This window comes from Segatella oulorum F0390, assembly GCF_000224615.1.
GTDB classification, from domain to species: domain Bacteria; phylum Bacteroidota; class Bacteroidia; order Bacteroidales; family Bacteroidaceae; genus Prevotella; species Prevotella oulorum.
In genome coordinates this window covers 118,899-141,676 of sequence record NZ_JH114216.1, presented here as the reverse complement: position 1 = coordinate 141,676, position 22,778 = coordinate 118,899, and the positions used below count along the sequence as shown (strand labels likewise).

The window sequence follows — 22,778 nt, the reverse complement described above, 5'->3', positions numbered from 1 at the left end:
TGCAACAAAACAACTTCTCTGTTGCAAAAGTAGGTAATAAATCATAAAAAAGCAGCTTTTTCTACAATTTTTAGGCTAAAAATTAGGAAGCGATTGATATTTTTGGTAGGTTTGCCTTGTAGAAAAAACCATTAGACAAAAAAGGAAAAAGAAATTGACGTAAACAACAGTGTTGCAGCTTTGTGGCAACGATGGAGCATGGGAACGCCATCGGTTGCACCTTGGAAGGATTACACTTTCAGGTCAGAAGCCCAAAGGAAAGCAAGTATTTGATTCCTCACGGAAACAAGAACGAAACAGGTATTGGCTCAAACATATAGGTAAAAAGAAGCTGGATGAGGGAGAAAAGAACCCCGAGACAAGCGCATAAACTTGTTCCGGGGGTTCTGATTGTGTGCATCTGATGCCCACCATGCGGCGCAACAACATAGAACCTAATCGGGCATTACGGTGCAAAGTTGTGCCACCTGCTGCTCAAAGTTAGCCTTATCAAGGGCCTTTGAACGAATGGCCGAACGATAGTTATAAATGGTTTGCGATGAATAGAACAGCAGATTGGCGATTTCTGCACTCTCGGTTACGCCCAAACGCACCAAGGCCATGATGCGTTGTTCGGTGGTCATGGTGTGTTTATCGACCTGAAAAATCTGACCTTCGGGGCGTAAAAGTGCATTCAATTCGGCAGGGAAAGTGGGGTAGAGGTCGAGGAAAGCCTTGTCAAAACGCGAAAGAAAGATGGTTGCATCCTCTTCAGAAAGGCGATCAGAAGAGAGCTGTGTGAGCAGTTCTTGCGCCTGGTTGGCCTTAATCTTCCGCTTCACTAAGGTCTGTTGTTTCTTCAATCGGTTGATGAAACGTGAACAAAGGCCTATATAAAGCTTCACCAACCCTTCACGCTTTTTATTGGTCACCATCAATCTCTCGTTCAGTTCGTGCAACTGTTCGTTGAGCATGCTCTGCCGTTCGTTCATCTCTGACAGCCGATGATTAGACACTTGCAGCTTTTTTCGGCTATGGGTGAGGCGATGGTTTTGCCTGAAAATGAAGGCGATAGAGACGAAAAGGAAAATGGCAAAAAGCGAAATGACCAACAGACTGTTGCGAAAAAAGCTGTTTGTTTGCTGCAACTGGCGCTGGTAACTGTTGACAATGACGGGCAAACGATTAGACACTTCGATGATGCGCAAGCGGCTATTATAGAATTTTGCATTGTTGAGTGAGATGTTAATGTAGCGCTGTGCATCCTCAATCGCTAAGGTTCCTTCGCCATGTTCAAGCGTGTACATCGCCAAGTTTTGCAAGGCCATGTTCTCCATTGTGAGACTCTTTGCATCGCTGATACACGCCATAAGAAGATAGTTTTCATAATTATCTGTGTCGCCGGCAGCATTATAATTGCAAGCTAAAGCAAAGCAAGTCATGGCATGTATGCGTGTATCTTCGGGCATCGTAGCAACGCTTTGCAGATAATATTTCCGTGCCTCTAAGGGATTGTTGAGAATATACCCGCTATATTCGCCCATGTAATAGCTATAGCGTTTATCATGCTTATCCAAGAAAAGCATCGCGAGAACCAGGTTTTTCCGCCCCAATTCGCGATACCGGGGCGCATAAACAGCGTCATTACAATAATCAGCCCAATAGATATAAATGTGAAAAAGTGTCAGATAATAACTAAATTTCAACGTGGCAGAGAGCGTGGAAGGCTCAAGCAAACCGATACTTTCGAGGGCCTGACTATAAAGGCCGCCGATAGAAAGCAGGTCGGCTTTCTGAATGATGTTTTGGGCATAATAGCCCGTTTGCTCCTCGTGCTTCGCATATTCAATGCTTCGATCAATATATTTCATGGCCGAATCAAACTGAAACACATAATAGTTTTGATAGAGCTGATCATAGAGTTGCAGCCGTTGTTGCACGCGTTGCTCGTGCTGTAGCTGCACCTTCAGGCGCTCAATATGCTGCTCACGCGCCTTTAAATAATAGGGTTGCTGTGCCAAAACACTATTTAAGCGGGCTAATTGTGTGGAGCGATTGCCTGCATGAACTGCTGAAGTGAGACTCAAAAGAGCACAAAGAAACAACTGTTTTACCATTAATTTTCCATTGATTGAATGCAAAGATAAACAATTATAAGGAATATATACATCTACTTGTATATATATTTGAAACATTTTCCTATGTTGATAATCAGTATTTTATAATTGACAAGAGATATTAAACATCTACTTCTACACTACTTACTGGCACAATACGGTGAAAAAATATTATCTTTGTCACAACAAAAATTATTAAAGTAAAACCTAAATTTACGATTATGCCAAATTCAATTAATCGGCAAACAAGATTATTTCTTGTGATTCTCTTTGCGCTATGTATGCCACTTTGTGGTTTTGCACAAGGCGCATTCAACGTAGAAGGCGTGATTAAAGATGCGTCCGGAGAGCCTATTATCGGTGCGAATGTAGTCGAAAATGGAACGCAAAACGGTACGGTATCAGACATTAACGGTGTCTTTACGCTGAAAGTAAAAAATGGTAACGCGGTGTTGAAAGTATCTTATATAGGATATGTAACACAGACGATTAACATTAAAGGACAAAGTAAAGTTAATGTAACATTAAAGGAAGACGCTGCCAATTTGGGCGAAGTCGTGGTCATTGGTTATGGCACAATGGATAAGAAGGAATTAACTTCTGCCATCTCACATGTATCATCTAAGGACTTCACTAAGCTTGCAACGGTGGACCCTTCGATGATGATTCAGGGCAAAGTTCCTGGTGTAAGCATCACAAATACGGGTGCGGGTGACCCCAATAATCAAGCCAGTATTCAAGTGAGAGGTGTGTCATCGCGTGCCGCAGGCTTAGGACCTTTGATTGTGATTGATGGCATTCCCGGCGGCAATCTCACCAATATCAACCCCAATGATATTGAGAGTTTCGACATTTTAAAGGACGGAGCAGCCAGTGCTATCTATGGTACGCGCGGATCAAACGGTGTGATTTTGGTAACCACGAAAAAGGGATCGCGCGACGGAAACCTGCATACTTCTTATAATGGAACCGTGTCTTTCGATGTCATTAAGAAAGAGTTAGACATGCTTGATGCCGATGAATACCGTGCCAATCGCATTGCTTCTGGTAGCGGTTATGACTTAGGTGCATCGACAGATTGGATGAAAGAGGTGAGCCGTGTGGGCGTCCGCACGCAACATACGCTGACACTTAGTGGCGGAAACGCAAAGTCAAACTACCGCGCTTCGGTGGACTATCGTGATGCAAAAGGTATTGACAAATACTCCGGTCGTCAGGAATATGGTGGACGTATTGCGCTGAATCATACCACGAAGAGCGGATTGATAACATTCAATTTGAATATCGCTCCGCGCATAGCTTATCGCAAAAATGCACAATGGGACGTGTTCCGCAATGCCGTAGAAGCTAATCCTACGACACCAATTCGTGATCTTCAGAACCCCACTTTATATTATAACTTCAAGGGACAACCCGCCAGTTACAACCCTGTTGAGATGCTTAATCTTGAGAAGCACACTGGCACAACGAAATTATTAGATTGGGATGGAACGGTGAAATTAAATCTCTTCCCACTTCTTTTGAAAGATTCGGGCAAGCAAGTGCTTACTACACAGTTGACATTTGCCGACCATCAGTATGATAATTACAACCAATGGTTCCGCCCATCAACCAGCACATTGGCCATCAATGGCGGCCATTCTGGGGAAGCTAAACAAGATTATTCGAAATCGTCGCTGCACAGTTTGGAGTGGATTACGAACTACAGTAACTCTTTTGGTGACCACAATCTCAAGGTGATGGTGGGCTATTCTTACCAGTATGACAAGTATTCTGGCCTGAATGCAGAGAACAAAGACTTCCCAAACAATGCGCTACAAGACAACAATCTCGGCACAGGTACCTATGCAAAAGAAGAAGGTGAGGTTGGAATGGGTAGCTATATGAACGATGCTAAGCTAATAGCTTTCTTCGGACGCATTAGCTATGACTGGAAAGGGCGCTACATGTTGACCGCTTCTTTGCGCCATGAAGGGTCGTCAAAGTTTGGTAAAAACCACAAATGGGGTAACTTTCCTGCCGTTAGTATCGGCTGGAGAATCTCGGATGAACCCTTTATGCAAGGCACAAAGAGCTGGCTAACCGACTTGAAGTTGCGTGCAGACTATGGCGTAACGGGCAATCAGAACTTCGACAGTTACAAATCGTTGAACACCATGTCGGGCTTTGGTTATTATATGTATAATGGCAAATACTATCAAGTTTGGGGCCCAGGAAAGAATGTAAACCCTGATCTTCGTTGGGAAAAAGGCAAGAACTGGAACATCGGTTTGGACTGGACGTTGCTCAAAGGAACGCTCTATGGCTCGTTCAACTATTACAACAGACGGCAACAAGACTTGTTAGGTGACTATAAAGTTTCTATTCCTCCTTACCTGTTTGACCAGACATTTGTGAACGTTGGTACGATGCGTAACAGCGGATTTGAGTTCGATATTACTTGGAATGCCATTAAAACAAAGGACTTTAGTTACACCGTTAACGTCATAGGTTCTACCATGAGCAACAAGTTTGTGGACTTCAGTAACACACAGTTTGTCGGTCAAAACTACTACGATGTGGTTAGTCCTGAGGACCCATATCCATTCCATACACTGCAAAGAATTGAGAAAGGAAAGCGCATTGGCAACTTCTATATGTTGAAATATGCCGGCATTGACAAGCAAGGACGATGGATTGTTTATGACAAAAACGGCGACCTTGTACTGGCAGATAACGCGACTGACGACGACAGACAGTATGTAGGCAATGGACTTCCGCAGTTTACTGGCTCCATGACACATACATTCCGTTACAAAAACTGGGATGCATCGTTGTTCTTCCAAACCGCTTTGGGCTTCAAAATCTTCAACATTCATGATTTTTATTATGGCACTAAGAACTTCCAAGGCAACGTAATGGACAAGGCATACAGCAAAAACTTGCTGGTTTCTCAGAACCCCATTGTGTGTGATTACTTCTTAGAACCGGGCGATTATCTCAAACTTTCGTCTATCAATTTAGGCTACTCTTTGAACCTAAATAAGAAGTATATCGATGCCATTCGCATCTATGCAACCGTAAGTAACCTGTTCACTATCACAAAGTTCTCGGGCATTGACCCATCAAACTATCAGATAAACGGATTAAATCCGGGTGCAACTGGGTCACGCACTTACTATCCTTCTACGCGTCAATTCATGCTTGGCATGCAATTAGACTTCTAAAATAAATCAACTTTTATCAGACGATTATGAAAAAGAGTATTAAATATGTAGCGTCGATGCTGCTGGCTTTCAGCCTTGTTGGGTGCACCGATTTAGGCGAAACGCTCTACGATCAGATTGACTCTAACAACTATTATAACACCAAGGAAGACGTCATTCGCTCCGTCTTCCGTCCATTTGAACACGGTTTTTGGAGTGTTCAGAGTCGCCAAGTGCTCAATGAGGAGACCGCAGACCAATTAATTACGCCTACAAGAGAAGACTGGTGGGACGACGGAGGACGCTGGGCTCGCCTGCATAGGCATAAATGGTTGGTCACAAACGGTGAGGCACAGGCCGAATATAACGGCTGTTTCCAAGGCATTATGCAAGCGAACTTGGTCATTGAAGACCTCGATAAGCTCAGCGCTTCGCAATTTGGTTTCTCCGATGCAGAGTTCAATAACCTCAAAGCACAGAACAGAGTGTTGCGCGCTTGGTTCTATTTACGCCTCTTAGATGCATTCCGTCATGTTCCATTTGCTACGAGTTATTATGATTTAAGCAAGAATATTCAAACACAAGTTCCCCCCAAACAAATCTACGATTTCATTGAGAGCGAACTGAAAAATGCCATCCCCCTGTTGGCCAAGAAAACCACTTTGGGCGGCAATCAGAACCATCAAGGATCGTGGACACAAGCAGCTGCAGCTGCCTTGTTGGTGAGATTGTATCTCAATGCCAAGGTTTACATCGGCGAAGATCACTACAATGACTGCGCAACGGTGGCACAAGCCATCCTCAATGGCACCTATGGCACCTATCAGATTGGCAGCCGTTGGGACGAAGCTTTCGATTGGAACAACCAAACCAGCGACGAGGTTATCTTTGCATTCCCCGGTTCTGAAGGCTATTCTCACTGGCATTATGGTGGCGATATGTATTGGTGGTCGGTACCATCTAAAGCCAACGAGTGGCTGAAGGACACCAAAAACAAGCAAGGTTCGCACAACATCAAATACTCGGCATCGCCCAGTTTGCGCCCCAATGGTACGGCTTACACCTTTGAACTCGGCCGTCCAATTGCCCGTTTCAAACAATATCCTTCAGACTATCGTTTGCAGAAATACACCAATTTGGGCAACAACAAGCGCGAAGGTATGTTTGTCTATGGCAAGATTGCCTACCAAGATGCCAACGGAAACACCGTTTATTTGAAAGACCACAACGGCAAATTCACGCTCGATTTGCGCGATGCTGTCGGCAAGTTTGGCGCAACAGACGGTTCGCAATGGCTATCAACCAGCGAAAGTTCTTTAGAGAATGGCGACGACAATTCGGGATGGATGTTTGCGAAATATCCCCTCTATTCCGACCAAGAGAAAGGCATGTTGGAGGCCGATTACTGCGAAATCCGTCTGCCCGAAATCATCTATAGCTTGGCCGAATGCAAGCTCCGCGCAGGCGATACCACAGGTGCTGCGCAACTGTTGAATTCCGTTCGCAAGCGCAACTATCCTGCTTCCGACTGGTCAACCGTGCTTTATGCGCCCGCAGGCAGTGCAACACTCGACATGAACGAGATGCTCTTTGAATGGGGACGCGAATTCTTTGCCGAAGGACGCCGCCGTGTTGACCTCATCCGCTTTGGCAAATTCCAAGATGCTTGGTGGGATAAGGAAGCCGATTCTGACAAGCATACCGAGATATTCCCCTTCCATACGGACATCATTGGGGCTGCACGGGGCAACATAAAGCAGAACCCCGGCTACGGAGAATAAAATTAATTCAACAGCACAAAAGGTCTTATGCAACAATGGTTCAGAAGAAAGTCAACCGCGAAGGAGAGGGTACAAGCAACCCTTTCCTAAGCCGTTGAGCAGCAACGCAATAAAGATTGGAAAATAAAAGCATGCAGATTGTCGCGCAAAATGGTGCAGTTTCACACGCAATATGCACGCTATTACAGCCCAAAATGCTATCTTTTGCAAATCCTTTCCGCGCCATTTGCCGTTCCGCTTCGACCGCTTTAAGCAATCATTGATGCAAAGACCCTCATAAAAAAATATTGATGATATGAAGAAATTATTTCAATATGCAGCCTATGCACTGCTTGCCTTGGTTGCACCCACGGCACTTCAATCGTGCAACGACGACAAAGATATTGTCGTTATCGAAGGCGAATTGCCTTTAAAGTTAAATCATCTCTACATGGTTGGCGATGCAACGCCGGCCGGATGGAACATTGGTGCGCCAACAGAAATGACGCTATCGCCCAACGACAAATTCATTTTTACCTACGAAGGCAAGCTCAAAGTGGGCGAAATGAAATTGCCTTTAACCAAAGGAGACTGGGGTGGAACCTTCATTTTTGCGCCCGAAAGCGGCACCGAAATCAATGAAAATGGTGTGGCAAAAGATGGCATTGAGGTGCGCAAAGAGAATGGAAACGATGCCAAATGGAAGGTGACAAAGGCGGGCATGTATAAGGTTTTAATCAACCTTCGCAACTATAAAATTCAAGTAACCTATAATGGTCCCGAGCCCGTTACGCCCATCGTCTCTACAAAATTAGGTATGATTGGCAGTGCAGCTCCTTGCGGATGGACCGACAATGAAAGCAATGTTACGATGTTTACCAAGACATCTGACACGCCACTTCAATACACTTACACCGGCCATCTCAACACAGGCGAGTTGAAATTGGTGTACAGTGGCACCACGGTTGTAGGCTATGCCGGTCCTTATCTGCAAGCACCCGACGCCGGTGTAACACTCAATCACACGGGTGTTTCCAAGCAAGGCATGGAAATAGGCGGTGCCGATAACAAGTGGAATGTGACCGAAGCGGGAACCTATAAGGTGGTATTCGACCTCACCAAACGTGAAATCAAGGTTGAATCGTTCCAACCCTAAGTGCAATTCAACAAACAGAATAGGGGAGGGGAGATCCACTTTATAATAAGGTGTAAGGGCTTTCGCCACCCTCCCCACCCAACATCAACCAAAAATGAAGAAAACATTTATACTCTACATGGCAGCAATCTGTCTCTTGACAAGCTGCAACAACAACGAATGGGATGTGACAAGCGACCTTAGTGTCGACAAAGTTGATCCCACAATAGGACTTACTCCGCTTGCAGAAGCACCCAATATGGATCATGCCCCCTTATATTGGAGCGTGTATGGTGCGCTGCGTCAGCAGGAGAAAGATAATTCTTTTCCCAACATCTTCACCGAAACCGATTGGGATAACGCAATTGATTATGTGGCCAACAACTTGAAATCCCACGGCTATGACATGCTCGTGACCGACGGATTTGCCTCCATGAGTGGCGATAACGGCTATATGACGCGCTACAGTCACACGCAAAAAAGCGACAATTCTCCCGAGGTAGAACTGTCAACTATCATTAGCAAACTCCATGCAAAAGGGTTGAAATTGGGAGTCTATGACAGCCCCTTTTGGCTGCATTATACCAATGCCGATGCCATAATTCCCGGCACAGACAACATCACTGTGGGCAGTTTGCGCTACGATCCCAAAAAAGATAAAGACGTAAAGCACCCTGCAAAGAACGATTATTTCAGCTGGGTGGTGACCGATCATCCCGGTGCTGAGCAATATTTTGAAGGCTTCTTCAAACATTATTCGGATATGGGTGTGAAGTTTATCCGCATGGATTTCCTCTCATGGTATGAGGATGGCATGAACTATACCGACATCATTGATAAAGGTTATGGCCGCGAACGCTATGTGAAGGGCATGCAATGGATTAACAAATATGCACAGAAATATGGCATATACGTGTCGCTTGTGATGCCACATCTCAAGAATAATGCCATCATTGAGAAGTATGCGGGCAACATGATTCGCATTGATGCCGACGCATTGGAAGGCGGATGGTATCGCTTTTCCGAAAACAATCGCGGCAGTTTGCGTGGCGGATGGCCCAATTCCGAGAATGCTTTCGATGGTTTTATCAACTGGTCTAAGATTTCTGGTCGCAAGAAAGTGCGTCTCGATGGCGACTTCATTCGCATCGGAAGCTATGCCGATGACAATGAAAAGATGAGCGTAGTGTCGCTGCCTTTGATGGCAGGTGGCCCCATTTCCGTCACCGATATGCCCACAGGACACGACTTAACGTTCTTCCAAAACGACGAGATGCTCGCTCTACAAAAGGATGGTTTCGTTGGAAAACCATTGGAAAGGAACCTTTGGTCGGTAGATGGTGAGCTGTGGTATGGCTCAATGAAGGACGGATCTTGGGTCATTGGACTCTTCAATCGAGAGAAGAATGCCGACACACGCAAGCTCGATTTAAACCAAATCGGTTTGCATGACACTTACAATGTACGCGACTTATGGGAACATAGCAATAAGGGAACGGTCAAAGGTACTATCGAAGCAAACGTTCCTGCGCATGGATGTAAGATCTATAAACTTACTAAAGCTAACTAAATTTTGTATAGGATCATAACAGATAAGATATGAAAAAGAAAGTTTTTAGCACTGCATTTGCAGCCATTTTCTTGGCTTTGCCCGCGTCACTTGACGCACAAACGGTGACATCGCCTAATGGAAACATCGTCGTAACGTTCTCACTTCAAAACGGAGGCGTGCCTACTTATGAGATGACCTATAAGAAAAAACCGGTCATCTTGCCGTCACATTTGGGTTTAGAACTCAAGAAAGACAAGCATGTAAGCAAAGGAATGAATGAGACAAATCTCATGGATGGCTTCACAGAAACAGCTCATAAGACCACCACTTTCGATGAAACTTGGAAGCCCGTGTGGGGAGAAACGGCCACCATCCGCAATCATTACAACGAACTTGAGGTAGACCTCAACCAACCAGAGAGCAAGAGAAACATCGTTATTCGTTTCAGAGTGTACAACGATGGCATGGGATTTCGCTATGAATTTCCGCAACAAAACGAGCTGAACTATTTCATTGTGTCGCGTGAACGCACGCAGTTTGCCATGGCAGGTGACCATACTGCCTACTGGATTCCAGGCGATTACGACACTCAGGAATACGAGTCTGTCATCTCAAAGCTGTCAGAAATCCGCGGAAAGATGAAGGAAGCTGTGACCGAAAACTCATCACAAACTCCCTTTTCACCCACAGGTGTGCAGACATCTTTGCAGTTAAAGACCAATGATGGCCTCTATATCAACCTGCATGAAGCCGCATTAATCAACTATCCTGCCATGCATCTCAACCTCGATGACAAGAACTTTGTCTTCGAAAGTTGGCTCACTCCCGACGCAGTTGGCAACAAAGCCTACGTCCAAACGCCATTCAATACACCATGGCGTACCGTGATGGTGAGCGACGATGCACGCGATATGTTGGCCAGTAACCTTATCTTAAACCTCAACGAACCCTGCAAAATTAAGGACACAAGCTGGATACATCCCACGAAATATTGTGGTGTTTGGTGGGAAATGATTGCAGGAGGCAAACCTTGGGCCTACACCTTTGATCTGCCTTCCGTGCACATTGGTGTGACCGATTACACCAAAGTGAAGCCCAATGGCATTCATCCGGCCAACACAGCCAATGTGAAACGCTACATCGACTTTGCTGCAAAGAATGGTTTTCAGCAAGTGCTTGTCGAAGGATGGAACATTGGTTGGGAAGATTGGTTTGGTCATTGGAAGGATAATGTCTTCGACTTTGTCACCCCATATCCCGACTTTGACATCAAAGAACTCAACGAATACGCACATAGTAAGGGCGTAAAGCTCATGATGCATCATGAGACTTCGGCCTCAACTGACAACTATGAGCGTCGCATAGACGCGGCATACGACCTCATGAAGAAGTATGGTTACGATGCCGTTAAGAGTGGTTACGTGGGCGATATTATCCCTCGTGGCGAGCATCATTACAGTCAAAACACCAACAATCACTACCTGCGTGCCATCCAAAAGGCAGCAGAAAAGCATATTATGGTGAATGCACACGAGGCCGTTCGCCCCACAGGTTTGTGCCGAACCTATCCTAACTTGGTCGGAAACGAGAGCGCACGCGGCACCGAATACGAAGCTTTTGGCGGCAATGCACCCTATCATACGCTCATTCTTCCATTCACTCGTCTGCAAGGAGGCCCAATGGATTACACGCCAGGTATCTTAGAAACCAAGATGAACAAGTGGTGTGACAACCAAAGTTACGTACACACTACACTCGTAGGGCAATTAGCTTTATACCTCACCATGTACAGTCCATTGCAAATGGCAGCCGACCTTCCCGAGAATTATGAGAAGTACAACGATGCATTCCAATTCATTCGCAACGTGGCTTGCGACTGGGATGACTCGAAATATCTTGAGGCTGAACCTGCAAAGTATATCACAGTGGCACGCAAAGCCAAAGGAACCAACAACTGGTTTGTAGGTGGAAAGTGCGATGCCGACGGCCATTTGTCGACCATCAAATTCGACTTCCTCGACAAAGGACGCACCTATACGGCCACCATCTATGCTGATGCAGCCAACGCTCACTACGATAAAAACCCATCAGCCTATACCATTACGAAGCGAAAGATTAAGAAAGGCGACACCCTTAAGCTGAAAGAAGCGCCCGGAGGTGGCTTTGCTATTAGCCTCATCGCTAACAAATAACCCCTCAAACAACCTAAAAACAACGAAGCAGGAATGCGGGTGTAGAACCGCATTCCTGCTTTTTTCATGTCCTTTTTGCTGCAAACCATGCCATCAATAGCCACGATATGCCCTCAAAGGCCTTTTAAATGCCCGCTAAAAGGCGATTAGCCTTGTCCGCGGTTCATCCCATAAAAAAGGGTGAGAACGCAGCCCTGCACCAACCATGCAGCTACGATCTCACCCCATTTCGTTGTGAAAGCCGATGCGTTCCTGCGCTTAGAGTTGCGCTTCTACAGCCTTTTCCACTTCTTTCATATCCACGGTAGGCTCAAAACGAGCTACAACCTTACCCTCACGATCAATCAAAAACTTCGTGAAGTTCCATTGGATATCGTTCTGTTTGCGCGGCTCCGCATTGGCTTTGTTATAAAGATCTTCCATCACCTTCGCCAATTTCGCTTCGTATGCACTACCGGCATAGCCCTTTTCTTCCTTCAACCAAGTGAACAAAGGCAACGCATTGGCGCCATTCACATCGCTCTTTTTAAACTGAGGGAAGTCGGTTCCAAACTTCATTGTGCAAAATTCTGTCACCTCTTCATCGCTACCTGGTGTCTGATGTCCAAACTGATTGCAAGGCACATCCAATATTTCAAAGCCCTTATCACGCAGCTTTTTATACATTGTTTCCAATGCTTCATACTGCGGTGTGAAGCCACATCCCGTTGCAGTATTTACAATCAAAAGCACCTTTCCTTTATAATCAGCCAAACTAACGCTGTTGCCCTTCTTATCGGTCAAACTGAAATCATAAACTGTTTTCATTTCCTTTTGTTTTTTATTCGTTGTGATGTTAAACATATTCCGTGCCAAACGACCATCTTTTTCGAAATCCTTGTCCAGCCCGTCTTTGTCATAATTCAATGCCATCTTATTGTAATTTTAATTTTATTCGTGAAAAAATCTTTTCTCCGTTTGCAAAGATAGCGTTTTTGTTACGCCATACAAAGAAGGCATTTAAAACTTTAATACTTTTTAAACTAAAATCGTTTGCGATGTAGTTTCGCACATTTTGAACAACATTTTTGTGATAACAGGCTATCATTCACCCAGAAAACAAGGATTTCCCCACATTGCTTTCCCACACAAAAAATGAGATTTCTGCCTCCTAATTCACAGAAGAACCAATGCAAAATGACAGACAGCGCCCTAAAAGCACACCATCTATACACCCCATTATTGTAAATAAATTCTACCAAAAAACACCTCATCAAAACTCCTCCAAATAGAAAATCCGACACATCAAAACATGCCTTTCCGCGCAAATCCACCCATCTTTACACCCAAACCCTATGCTTTTCGCGAGTAAAGTCTATCACTTTTGTGCACAGACACAGCCGTTTTACGCACAAATTCAACCTAAAAAACAAGGCAAAACAGCCCCTTTTTCCCTCTTTTTCACCATCAAAATCAGCGAAAAAGCCACTCCCTTCTATTATCATGTTGACTATAAGCCGATTAGAACACGCGCTCCTATTTCGTCCATACGCCATCCATCGTCTCGCCATTTGAAATAAACAAACTACAGAAAGCCCTTTGTAAAGAAAAGTGATTGCGCCACCTGCCCTACAAACAAAAGAAAAATTTAACCCTCAGCCGTCAACCAAAAATGAGCCTTAGTGAACCAACAATTCAGAAAAAAAAACTACCTTTGCACAGATAGCAAAACAAACAAGGACATGATTTTATTAAGCTTCGACACCGAAGAGTTTGATGTGCCGCGCGAACATGGCGTCGACATCTCCTTAGAAGAGGGCATGCGCGTGTCTATGGCGGGCACAACACGCATCTTAGACATCCTGAAAGCCAATAGCGTGCAGGCCACATTCTTCTGCACCGGCAACTTTGCTGCGCACGCACCCCACATCATTCAGCGCATCATCAACGAGGGACACGAGGTGGCTTGCCATGGTGTTGACCACTGGCAACCCAAAGATGACGACGTGTTTCGGTCGAAAGAAATCGTTGAACGCGTGGCCCAACAACCCGTTTATGGCTACCGACAGCCCCGCATGTTCGCCGTTTCCGACCACGATATTCAGGCCGCCGGCTTTCAATACAATTCATCTTTGAACCCAGCCTTTATTCCCGGGCGCTACATGCACCTGCGAACTCCGCGCACATGGTTTATGAAAGCTGGCGTCATGCAGATACCTGCGAGCGTCAGTCCCCACCTGCGCATTCCGCTTTTTTGGCTGGCTTTGCACAATTTCCCCGAGCGTTTATACCACCGTTTGGCACGACAAGTGCTCCGCCACGATGGCTATTTCGTTACTTATTTTCATCCTTGGGAATTTTATGCACTGAAAGAACATCCCGAATACAAGATGCCTTTCATCATCAAAAACCATAGTGGCGAAGCGCTATCTGCCCGACTTGACCGCTTCATCAAAGCCATGAAGCGCGACCATCAGCCATTTGTCACCTTTAAAACATTTGTCGATCAACAGCGAAAAAACAATGATTAAACTCGCAACCGTTTCGCCCTGTTTCAACGAAGAAGAGGGATTGGCGCAGTCGGTAGCCAAACTCACCGACCTTTTTCAAGCGCTGATTGCCGAAGGAAAAATAGCTCCCGACTCGATGATTGTGCTGGTTAACGATGGCAGTAGCGACAAAACCTGGGACATTATTTGCCAATTACACCGTGACAATCCGCTCGTTCGGGGCATCAACCTATCCCATAACGCCGGTCATCAAAATGCCATCATGGCCGGAATGATGACGGCTAAAAACTGGGCCGATGCCGTTATCACGCTCGATGCCGACCTGCAAGACAACTATCGCAAATGTATTCCCGAAATGGTTGATGCTTTCTTGGCAGGCCACGACATTGTCTATGGCGTGAAAGTGTCGCGACAAGCCGACCCATTGCTCAAACGCATGTCGGCCCAAACCTTCTATCATCTGCAGAAAACCATGGGCGTTGACAGCATTTTCAACCATGCCGACTTCCGCCTGATGAGCCGAAAAGCCCTGCTGATGCTGGCCGATTACAAAGAACGCAATCTCTATCTACGCGGTTTGGTGCCCCTCATTGGTCTGCCATCAACCACCGTTGACGACGAAATCAGTGCGCGCGAAGCAGGCCATTCCAAATACACGGTGCGCAAGATGATGCATTTAGCACTTGATGGCATCACCTCGTTCTCGGTGAAACCCATCTATTTCGTGGTCTATTTAGGCTTGTTCTTCCTGCTCATCAGTTTGGGCATCGGCGGCTATGTCATTCATTCTTTCGTGGCACACACCGAGGTTGCGGGCTGGGCTTCTATCATTTTAAGCATCTGGTTGGTGGGAGCCATGCTCATGATGGCCATCGGTGTGGTGGGCGTTTACATCGGAAAAATCTACGAAGAAGTGAAACACCGCCCGCTTTATCACATCAGCGACATCTTAGATTAAGCCACAACGCATGCAAAAGACGCTTCAACCCCTGTGGCAACGCTGGCAAAACGACTTTTGGCGCGTGGCACGTTTCGGGCTCACGGGCACGCTTTGCTCGGCGCTTCACTATGGCGTTTATTGTCTTTTTCTGCTGTTCTGCTCGGCCACATTAGCCTATACGGCCGGCTATGGCGTGGGTTTGGTGGCCAATTATGCCCTCACCACCTACTTCACCTTTCAAAAAAAGCCCACGAAACACAATTTCCTGGGCTTCGTGGGCAGTCATATTTTGAACTATTTCTTAGAGATAAGTCTGCTGCATCTGTTCCTATGGATGGCCGTAAATCAATGGTTTGCTCCCATTTTAGTAATGGCTATTGCCGTGCCTGTCAACTTTCTGCTGTTGCGTTTCATATTCGTTCGTAACAAGAAATAATTTGCCCGGCCACGTTTTGGTTCTCAAATCGTTTCACATACTGTCGACTCTTTTCCACCATTTCTGTGCGGTTCTGCATGGCTTTCTCCACCGCTTCGGCCAACCCTTTGGCATCATCGGCATCCACATAGAGGCTATCGGGGCCACCAGCTTCTTCCAAACAGCTACCCTTTGCAGCCACAACGGGCAACCCACTCTGTATGGCTTCGATAATAGGGATGCCGAAACCTTCATAACGAGAGGGATAGATAAAGGCCTCAGCTTGCCTGTAAATGGCAGGTAAAAGGTTGTTGGGAATGCCTTGAATGAAATGCACTCTGTCGCCAATGCCCAAAGATTGAATAGCACTATCGAGCTTCTTTTGGTAGGAAGTCTTCCGTCCCACCACCACAAGGTGCATATCCTGGGGCAGGAAGGGGAGCGCTTCAATGCCTAAAAGAATGTTTTTGCGCACCTCAACCGTGCCCACATTCAAGAGATAGCGCGCCGGAAGCTGATAGCGTTGACGGGCTTCGGCCAACGCATCTTCACCAACAGGCTGGCTGAAATAGCTGTCACAACTTTGATAAACCAAATCGATTTTATCGGCAGGAAAGTTGCTATAGTGCAGAATGTCGCGCCGGGTACACGCGCTGATGGCTACAATACGCGTGGCTTCTTGCAACATCTGATAGAACTTCAGCTTGTAAATAAAGGCATCTATCGCGGGATAGAACTCGGGATGACGCAGGAAAATCAAGTCGTGCACCGTCACAATGCCCGCAATTCCCGCCTTCTTAAGTCCGAAAGGCAGCTCACCCGAAAGGCCATGATAGAGCGAAACGCCATCTTGCTGCAACCGTTTCACCACACCATGCATGCGCCATAGGTCGCGTTGCAAGCGCAGATGCAAATGAGAAGGATAAACAAACGTCACATTCTCTGCCGGCAAAACTTGTTCGCGCAACACCGCTTTTCCGTCGTCGGGTGCATACAATCGCAACTGCGTTTGGGGCAAAAGGGGCGCCAAATCGTTAATCAACGTGCGGCCATAACTACCCAATCCGGTGCCATTGCGCACAATGCGCTTGGCATCATAACCTATCCTTGCATACTTATTCATGACTGTTTTCGTTTAAAGGAGCATAATCTTTCGTGTATAACTCATAGCAAAGACAAAACCAAAGCAGGCTAATGGGCAGCGCACGCAGTGCATAAGGCTGGATAATGGTTGTACGAATGGCTTTCGGAATGAGGTCACTGTTGCCCATTCCCGACAGGATAAACACAAAAACCATGAGCCAAACTGCCCATTTGCCACGCTCGAAAGGTGCCGAAACATACCATATCGCCGCACCTAACAGCGCAATAATATAGCCACTTGACTCGCTTCCGGTGCTGAAAAGAATGATAAACATGAGCACAGAGGCTAAGATGGCTTCACGAAAAGCGAGGTGCTTGTATTGCGAAAAACGCAGATAGGGTAGGGCGAAGAGCGCCATTCCAGGCACAATGAGCCACAAATCGGAATAGTTTTCGCAACCGGTTGTGCGGCGAACCATCCCCAAGAGCGAGATATTCTGCATCAATGCGTGCAGGTTTTCGGTGTTCTTTTCGGCCAAACAAACCCACCATTCGTGGTATTGTGCCACAACATAGTGAGGCGAACTAATGAGCATCGGCAGACAAAACAGCACCACCGACCACAGCAACAACCAAAGAACGAACCGTCCTTTGTGGCGAGAAAAGAGGAAAAAGGCCAGCCCTACCACGCCATAGAGCTTCACCAATGTGCCCAAAACAATGAAGAAAGCCGCCCAAGGCTCTTGCTCTTTCTCCACTAAAAAGAAGGAAGAGAGCACCATTGCGGCTATGGCAATGTTGAATTGTTGCATAAACAAAGCCGTCAACAAGGCAAAACCGCAAAACCAATAGATGAAAACTTGCTGGCGATGGGCGAGCGTCGACCGATAGATAGCTGCGTAAAGCCACAACGTTAAGCACAACAACCAAAACAAAAGTCCCACCCAATGGGGCAGCAAAGCAAAGGGAGCAATGATCAAAGAGAACAAAGGTCCATAATGATTGACATCAAAATATTCGGCCGGATAGGCGGCATAGAGTGACGTTTGCTGCCAAGTGTGCCAAAAAACACCGCGGAAAATCAGGAAGTTATTATCACTTCGGTGATATTTCAGCATGCCAACGAGAGCTAAAATCGTCCAGATGCTTAATAAAAAATAACGGTTTTGGAAAATCGGATGGCGCAAAAAGGCCTTCAGTTTGTCGTATATCATCATTGTCTTTTGTTGTTAACATGCACCTATTCCGACCGCTTTGCAGGGCAAAGAGCAAGCCAATGGGGCATGGTTTGAGATGCAATAGTGCAAAGTTAAACATTAAATTTGGTTCTATTCCGCAGGAATACAAAAAATAAATCATTCGCATAGAGAACGATATTGTAGCCTTTTCCGCCATCATTTCTTCGCACTGATGACAGTAAACCCTACAAACAACTTGCGCTTTAATTTGGTTTTCGCTGCAAAAATGTGTAACTTCGCAAAAGAATAGAAAGATTAAAGTTCGAAATGAAGCATGTTTTGCAATCGAAATGGGGCAGTAGCGTTGCCCTGATATGTAATATTTTGGGAGCTTATGTGCTCTACTTCATCGCACGACTCATCTATGTTTTCAGCAATTGGAGCTATTTTTCGGAAGGGTTTTCAGGGGCCACTATCGGACAATGGATAAAGGGTAGCTTACTGTTTGATACCACAGCGATTGTCTATACACATATACCTTATGTGTTATTGATGCTCTTTCCGCTTTGGATGAAGGAGCAACCGGGCTATCAAAAGCTATGCAAATGGGTGTTTGTTGGCGTCAATTCCATTGCCTTAGCCATCAATTTAGCCGATGCAGTTTACTTTCCTTTCACCCTAAGACGCACCACAATGAGTGTGTTTCAAGAATTTAATAACGAGCATAATCTCGGGAGTATAGTGCTCCATAACGCCTTAACACATTGGTATCTTGTCGTGGCTTTTGTTCTTCTTGTGGCCCTCATGCAACGGCTTTATGTGATGCCTCGCACCACGATTGCCACGTTTCCAACGTCCAAAAGCCGCTGGATGTATGGCTTGCAGCAGTTTGTTTGTCTTGCCATTGCTACCGTAGGCATCGTCGCTGGCGCACGAGGTGGCTTGCAATCTGGTGTGCGTCCCATCACCATCAGCAATGCAAACCAGTTTGTTGAGCGCCCAACTGACTGTGCAGTGGTGCTCAATACGCCCTTCGCTTTGTTGAGAACAATCGGTAAAGCCGACTTTGTGGTGCCGAATTATTATCCGAACGTGCAGGCAGCAGCGCAGGTTTTCAGCCCCATTCACATGCCCGATAGCACACAACCGCGCAAGAAAAACATTGTGATTTTGATTGTTGAGAGCTTCGGAAGAGAATATATCGGTGGCTTTAACCGTGACTTTTTCGACGGAAAGTACAAGGGTTACACGCCCAATGTGGACCGCCTCATCGACAAAAGCTTGGTTTATCGCTACTCATTTTGCAACGGACGAAAGAGTATTGACGGCATGCCTTCCATTCTTTGTAGCATTCCTCGCTTCGGAGAACCGTTCATTTTAACGCCCGCTTCGATGAATGATTACACGGGAATGCCTGGGCTTTTGAGTCAATGGGGCTATCAAACGGCCTTCTTTCATGGTGCGAATCGTGGGTCGATGGGCTTCTTAGCATTCTCGAAAAAGATAGGTTTTCAGCACTATTATGGTCGACAAGACTACGACGATGATAAGCGATTTGGGGGCGATGAAGACTTCGATGGCAACTGGGGAATATGGGATGAGCCCTTTCTTCAGTACTATTGTGCGAAAATGAGCGAGATGAAAGAGCCCTTTATGACGGCACTTTTCACCGTTTCGAGCCACGATCCGTTCGTCGTTCCCGCCCAATATAAGAACATTTACAAGGAAGAACATCTGCCGATTCAGAAGTGTATTCGTTACACCGACATGGCGATTGGCAAATTCTTTGCAACAGCAAGCAAGCAGAAGTGGTTTAAAAACACGATTTTTGTGCTCACCAGTGACCATACAAACCAAAGCGATCATGCACAATACATGACCGATATCGGTGGCTTTTGCTCGCCGATTATCATCTATGATCCATCGAATACAATCAAAGCTGAACGCAAAAACGCCATCGCTCAGCAAATAGATATCATGCCAACGCTGCTCCATTATGTGGGATTTCCTAAGCCTTACATGGCTTTTGGCGCTGATTTATTCAATACTTCTGACGACAATACGTGGGCCGTTAACTACCTCAATGGCATCTATCAATACGTGAAACATGGCTATGTTTTGCAATGGGATGGCACACAAACGAAAGCCATTTACAAGCTAACGGATTTGCTTATGCAGCATAATCTCGTGGGAAAAGTGAAAGAACAAGAGCAAATGGAAACCGAACTCAAAGCGATTATCTATCAATATATGTACCGCATGGTCAACGATAAACTTCGCCCCAACGCTACAAAAGAATGAAGAAATTTTTTCAACACACTGCTTATTTCATCGCCTATGGCATTTGGTGGTTCCTCTCTTTGCTCCCTTTTTGGGCCTTATACCTGCTTTCCGACGGGCTATACCTGCTGATGTCGCATGTTGTTCGCTACCGACATCGCGTGATTTGGCATAATCTTCGCACCTCTTTCCCCGAGAAATCAGAGGACGAACTCCGCCAAATTGAAAAGAATTTCTACAAGTGGTTTTGCGATTATATCGTGGAAACCGTGAAACTCATCACGATGAGTAAGGAGCAATTATTGAAGCGAATGACCTTCACCGGCGTAGAAAAACTAAATCAATATGCCGCTGAAGGGAGGTCAGTAGGCGTGTATTTAGGTCATTTAGGCAACTGGGAATGGATCACTTCGCTGCCCTATTGGACCCAAAATGCCACTTGTTGCCAACTTTATCACCCTTTAGAAAACGAATATTTCGAACGCCTTTTCCGCTATGTTCGCGAGCGAAACGGTGCCTATTGCATCCCTATGCAAGAGTCGTTACGCAAGATTTTGGAGTTCAAGAAAGCCAAAAGGCCCGTCATTGTAGGCTACATTTCCGACCAAACTCCCTTTTGGTGGAACATTCATCACTGGCTAACTTTCCTCCATCATGATACACCTGTGCTCACAGGAGCCGAGCGAATTGTGAAGCATACCGACCAGGTTTTTGTGTATGGCGATATGAAACGTGTGAAAAGAGGTCATTATAACTGCGAGTTTAAAGTGCTTAGAGAAGACACCAAACGGGCGAAACCTTTCGAAATCACCGATGAATACTTCCGCAGAATGGAACAGTCTATTCGCCAACAGCCCGAGATTTACCTCTGGAGTCACAACCGATGGAAACGCACAAGGGCCATCTTTGACGAACATTTTGAATATGTTGATGGCAAAGTGCGCTTGCAAAAAGGAAAAGATATGATTTGGTAAATCTCAATTACTTCAAGAGAATGGGTTGCATACGGTTTTAAAAAGTCGCAATATGCAACGCGCAATCACATCAAAAAAGACTATGATCAGCATCATAACACCCGTGTACAACGCTGAAAAATTCATCTCCTCGATGATCGATTCCGTGCTTGTCCAAACCTATCAAGACTGGGAACTCATCCTTGTTGATGATGGAAGCAAAGACGCTTCGGCAGAGATTTGCAAGGAATATGCAGCCAAAGACACGCGCATTCGTGTCATTCATCAACACAATAGGGGGCCGGCACAGGCACGAAACCGTGCGCTTCGCGAATCAAAAGGTGACTTTATCACCTTTGCCGACAGTGATGATTGGCTTGAACCAACCTTTCTTGAGCGGCTCTTTCAAACGCTAACGCAGGAGAATGCCGACTGCGTGATTTGCGAATTTTTTGAGAACGACACTCAAAAAGAAATCGTTAGAGGAAGCAACACGGGTACCATTGAGCATCGAACGCAGGAAGAAATGCTCTATGCCCTCTATGATTTTAAAATTGAAAGCTATCTTTGGACGATGCTCTTTCGCCGAAAGTGCATCTCAACCCCGTTCTATCCTTTCAAGATTGTAGAAGATTATGCCACCATTTCTTCATGGATGCTGCAGGTGAAAAAGGCCGTCTTCCTGCACGTTCCACTCTATCATTATCGCCAAACCAAGGGAAGTAGCTCGCACGTCACCCATCAAGAAGACGACATCTACTGGCTCAAAGCCATGTTTGTTGTGTATAGAAACATCACCAAACATCATCTTTTGCAACAACATACCAACGAAATCAATCGCTACTTTATAGAGCGAACGATGTGGTACACCCGCAGTCTTGTGCGCACGTTGCATTCAGCTCCGGCCTGCATACACTATTTAAAGCTCATTGCTTTGCAGCTCAGGCAAATGCAAACACCACGCGAATGGAAGCCCGGTAGGAAGCAATACTTCCGCTATTGGCTACTACGTAACATGCCATGGCTTTACTATCACATCATTTCTTCAACGAAATCGAAAAACGTTGTGGATAGGAATGCAAATCAAACGCTATTTGAGTAAAAGGTAGTGTCTAAAAAAGTGTGTAAGCTCGACATAATTCTTATCTTTGCATTAAGTAATAAAAAACAACAAGAATATGGAACTTACACAAGGACAAATTTCGGAAATTATTTCGAATTACACAAGTAGCAGTGAAGGTTTTGTCACGCTTCAATCGTTGATTATGAATTCTTTGATGGCCCATGAGCGCGAATTATTCGTCAAAGCGAATAAAAATGAGCAATGCAATGGCTTTCGTCCTCGTCGTTGGTATTGTAAGGGCTATACGTTCGTCTTGCGCATTCCACGTAGCCGTAGCGGCAATTTCTATCCCGTACTTTTAGGGATTATTCGTAGCGAATGTGAAGAGCGTGCTGCCTTGGTTTATCAACTTTATACCAAGGGACTTACCACCGAGCAGATTAGTGAGGTGATAGAG

16 protein-coding genes are annotated in these 22,778 nt (G+C 45.6%); 12 read left to right on the top strand and 4 right to left on the bottom strand.

The window, feature by feature from the left end; translation table 11 throughout:
• Positions 1-434: 434 nt before the first annotated feature.
• On the bottom strand, positions 435-2,096 hold the full coding sequence (locus HMPREF9431_RS07040) for a DUF6377 domain-containing protein (RefSeq protein ID WP_004380511.1): 1,662 nt from the start codon (positions 2,094-2,096) through the stop codon (positions 435-437).
• Positions 2,097-2,317: 221 nt separating this feature from the next.
• On the opposite strand from HMPREF9431_RS07040, the gene HMPREF9431_RS07035 reads away from it, so the two are divergent.
• From HMPREF9431_RS07035 to HMPREF9431_RS07015, 5 genes are all read left to right on the top strand, one after another.
• Complete coding sequence (locus HMPREF9431_RS07035) at positions 2,318-5,302, top strand: SusC/RagA family TonB-linked outer membrane protein (RefSeq protein ID WP_004380510.1); 2,985 nt, start codon at positions 2,318-2,320, stop codon at positions 5,300-5,302.
• 26 nt (positions 5,303-5,328) lie between these two features.
• Positions 5,329-7,062: a RagB/SusD family nutrient uptake outer membrane protein gene (locus tag HMPREF9431_RS07030; protein WP_040561302.1), complete on the top strand. Its 1,734-nt coding sequence runs from the start codon at positions 5,329-5,331 to the stop codon at positions 7,060-7,062.
• Between the two features lie 295 nt (positions 7,063-7,357).
• Complete coding sequence (locus HMPREF9431_RS07025) at positions 7,358-8,197, top strand: SusF/SusE family outer membrane protein (RefSeq protein WP_004380508.1); 840 nt, start codon at positions 7,358-7,360, stop codon at positions 8,195-8,197.
• 94 nt (positions 8,198-8,291) lie between these two features.
• Positions 8,292-9,746 carry an alpha-galactosidase gene (locus HMPREF9431_RS07020; protein ID WP_040561300.1) on the top strand — a complete coding sequence of 485 codons (1,455 nt, stop codon included), beginning with the start codon at positions 8,292-8,294 and terminating at the stop codon, positions 9,744-9,746.
• 29 nt (positions 9,747-9,775) lie between these two features.
• Positions 9,776-11,920 carry a glycoside hydrolase family 97 protein gene (locus tag HMPREF9431_RS07015; protein ID WP_004380506.1) on the top strand — a complete coding sequence of 715 codons (2,145 nt, stop codon included), beginning with the start codon at positions 9,776-9,778 and terminating at the stop codon, positions 11,918-11,920.
• A 258-nt stretch (positions 11,921-12,178) separates the two neighbouring features.
• On the opposite strand, the gene HMPREF9431_RS07010 is transcribed toward HMPREF9431_RS07015, so the two are convergent.
• Positions 12,179-12,727: a glutathione peroxidase gene (locus tag HMPREF9431_RS07010; RefSeq protein ID WP_040561421.1), complete on the bottom strand. Its 549-nt coding sequence runs from the start codon at positions 12,725-12,727 to the stop codon at positions 12,179-12,181.
• A gap of 854 nt (positions 12,728-13,581) precedes the next feature.
• Here HMPREF9431_RS07010 and HMPREF9431_RS07000 point away from each other — a divergent pair.
• The 3 genes from HMPREF9431_RS07000 to HMPREF9431_RS06990 are packed head-to-tail and all read left to right on the top strand — an operon-like array spanning position 13,582 to position 15,785.
• Entirely contained in the window at positions 13,582-14,430 is an 849-nt protein-coding gene (locus HMPREF9431_RS07000) for a polysaccharide deacetylase family protein (protein WP_262502403.1), read from the top strand.
• The gene (locus HMPREF9431_RS06995; protein WP_004380503.1) at positions 14,423-15,367 is read left to right on the top strand and encodes a glycosyltransferase family 2 protein; all 945 of its coding nucleotides are present in this window, start codon (positions 14,423-14,425) and stop codon (positions 15,365-15,367) included. The genes HMPREF9431_RS07000 and HMPREF9431_RS06995 overlap by 8 nt, the downstream gene beginning before the upstream one ends.
• A 10-nt stretch (positions 15,368-15,377) precedes the next feature.
• Positions 15,378-15,785, top strand: a complete 408-nt coding sequence (locus tag HMPREF9431_RS06990; RefSeq protein WP_004380502.1) for a GtrA family protein — start codon at positions 15,378-15,380, stop codon at positions 15,783-15,785.
• Here HMPREF9431_RS06990 and HMPREF9431_RS06985 read toward each other — a convergent pair.
• Both HMPREF9431_RS06985 and HMPREF9431_RS06980 read right to left on the bottom strand, forming a co-directional pair.
• Entirely contained in the window at positions 15,760-16,887 is a 1,128-nt protein-coding gene (locus HMPREF9431_RS06985; protein ID WP_004380501.1) for a glycosyltransferase family 4 protein, read from the bottom strand. The two genes, HMPREF9431_RS06990 and HMPREF9431_RS06985, sit on opposite strands and share 26 nt — an antisense overlap.
• Positions 16,880-18,064, bottom strand: coding sequence for a glycosyltransferase family 87 protein (locus HMPREF9431_RS06980; protein WP_004380500.1), 1,185 nt, complete (start codon positions 18,062-18,064; stop codon positions 16,880-16,882). Before HMPREF9431_RS06980 ends, HMPREF9431_RS06985 begins: the two co-directional genes overlap by 8 nt.
• Before the next feature lie 288 nt (positions 18,065-18,352).
• On the opposite strand from HMPREF9431_RS06980, the gene HMPREF9431_RS06975 reads away from it, so the two are divergent.
• The 4 genes from HMPREF9431_RS06975 to HMPREF9431_RS06960 all read left to right on the top strand — a co-directional run.
• Positions 18,353-20,326: an LTA synthase family protein gene (locus HMPREF9431_RS06975; protein WP_004380499.1), complete on the top strand. Its 1,974-nt coding sequence runs from the start codon at positions 18,353-18,355 to the stop codon at positions 20,324-20,326.
• The gene (locus HMPREF9431_RS06970) at positions 20,323-21,279 is read left to right on the top strand and encodes a lysophospholipid acyltransferase family protein (RefSeq protein WP_004380498.1); all 957 of its coding nucleotides are present in this window, start codon (positions 20,323-20,325) and stop codon (positions 21,277-21,279) included. The genes HMPREF9431_RS06975 and HMPREF9431_RS06970 overlap by 4 nt, the downstream gene beginning before the upstream one ends.
• A gap of 82 nt (positions 21,280-21,361) precedes the next feature.
• A complete protein-coding gene (locus HMPREF9431_RS11975; RefSeq protein ID WP_050795640.1) occupies positions 21,362-22,360 on the top strand; it encodes a glycosyltransferase family 2 protein in 999 nt (332 codons plus the stop codon).
• Between the two features lie 76 nt (positions 22,361-22,436).
• Positions 22,437-22,778: transposase (locus HMPREF9431_RS06960; protein ID WP_004380496.1), on the top strand; the 342-nt coding region annotated here is incomplete at its 3' end.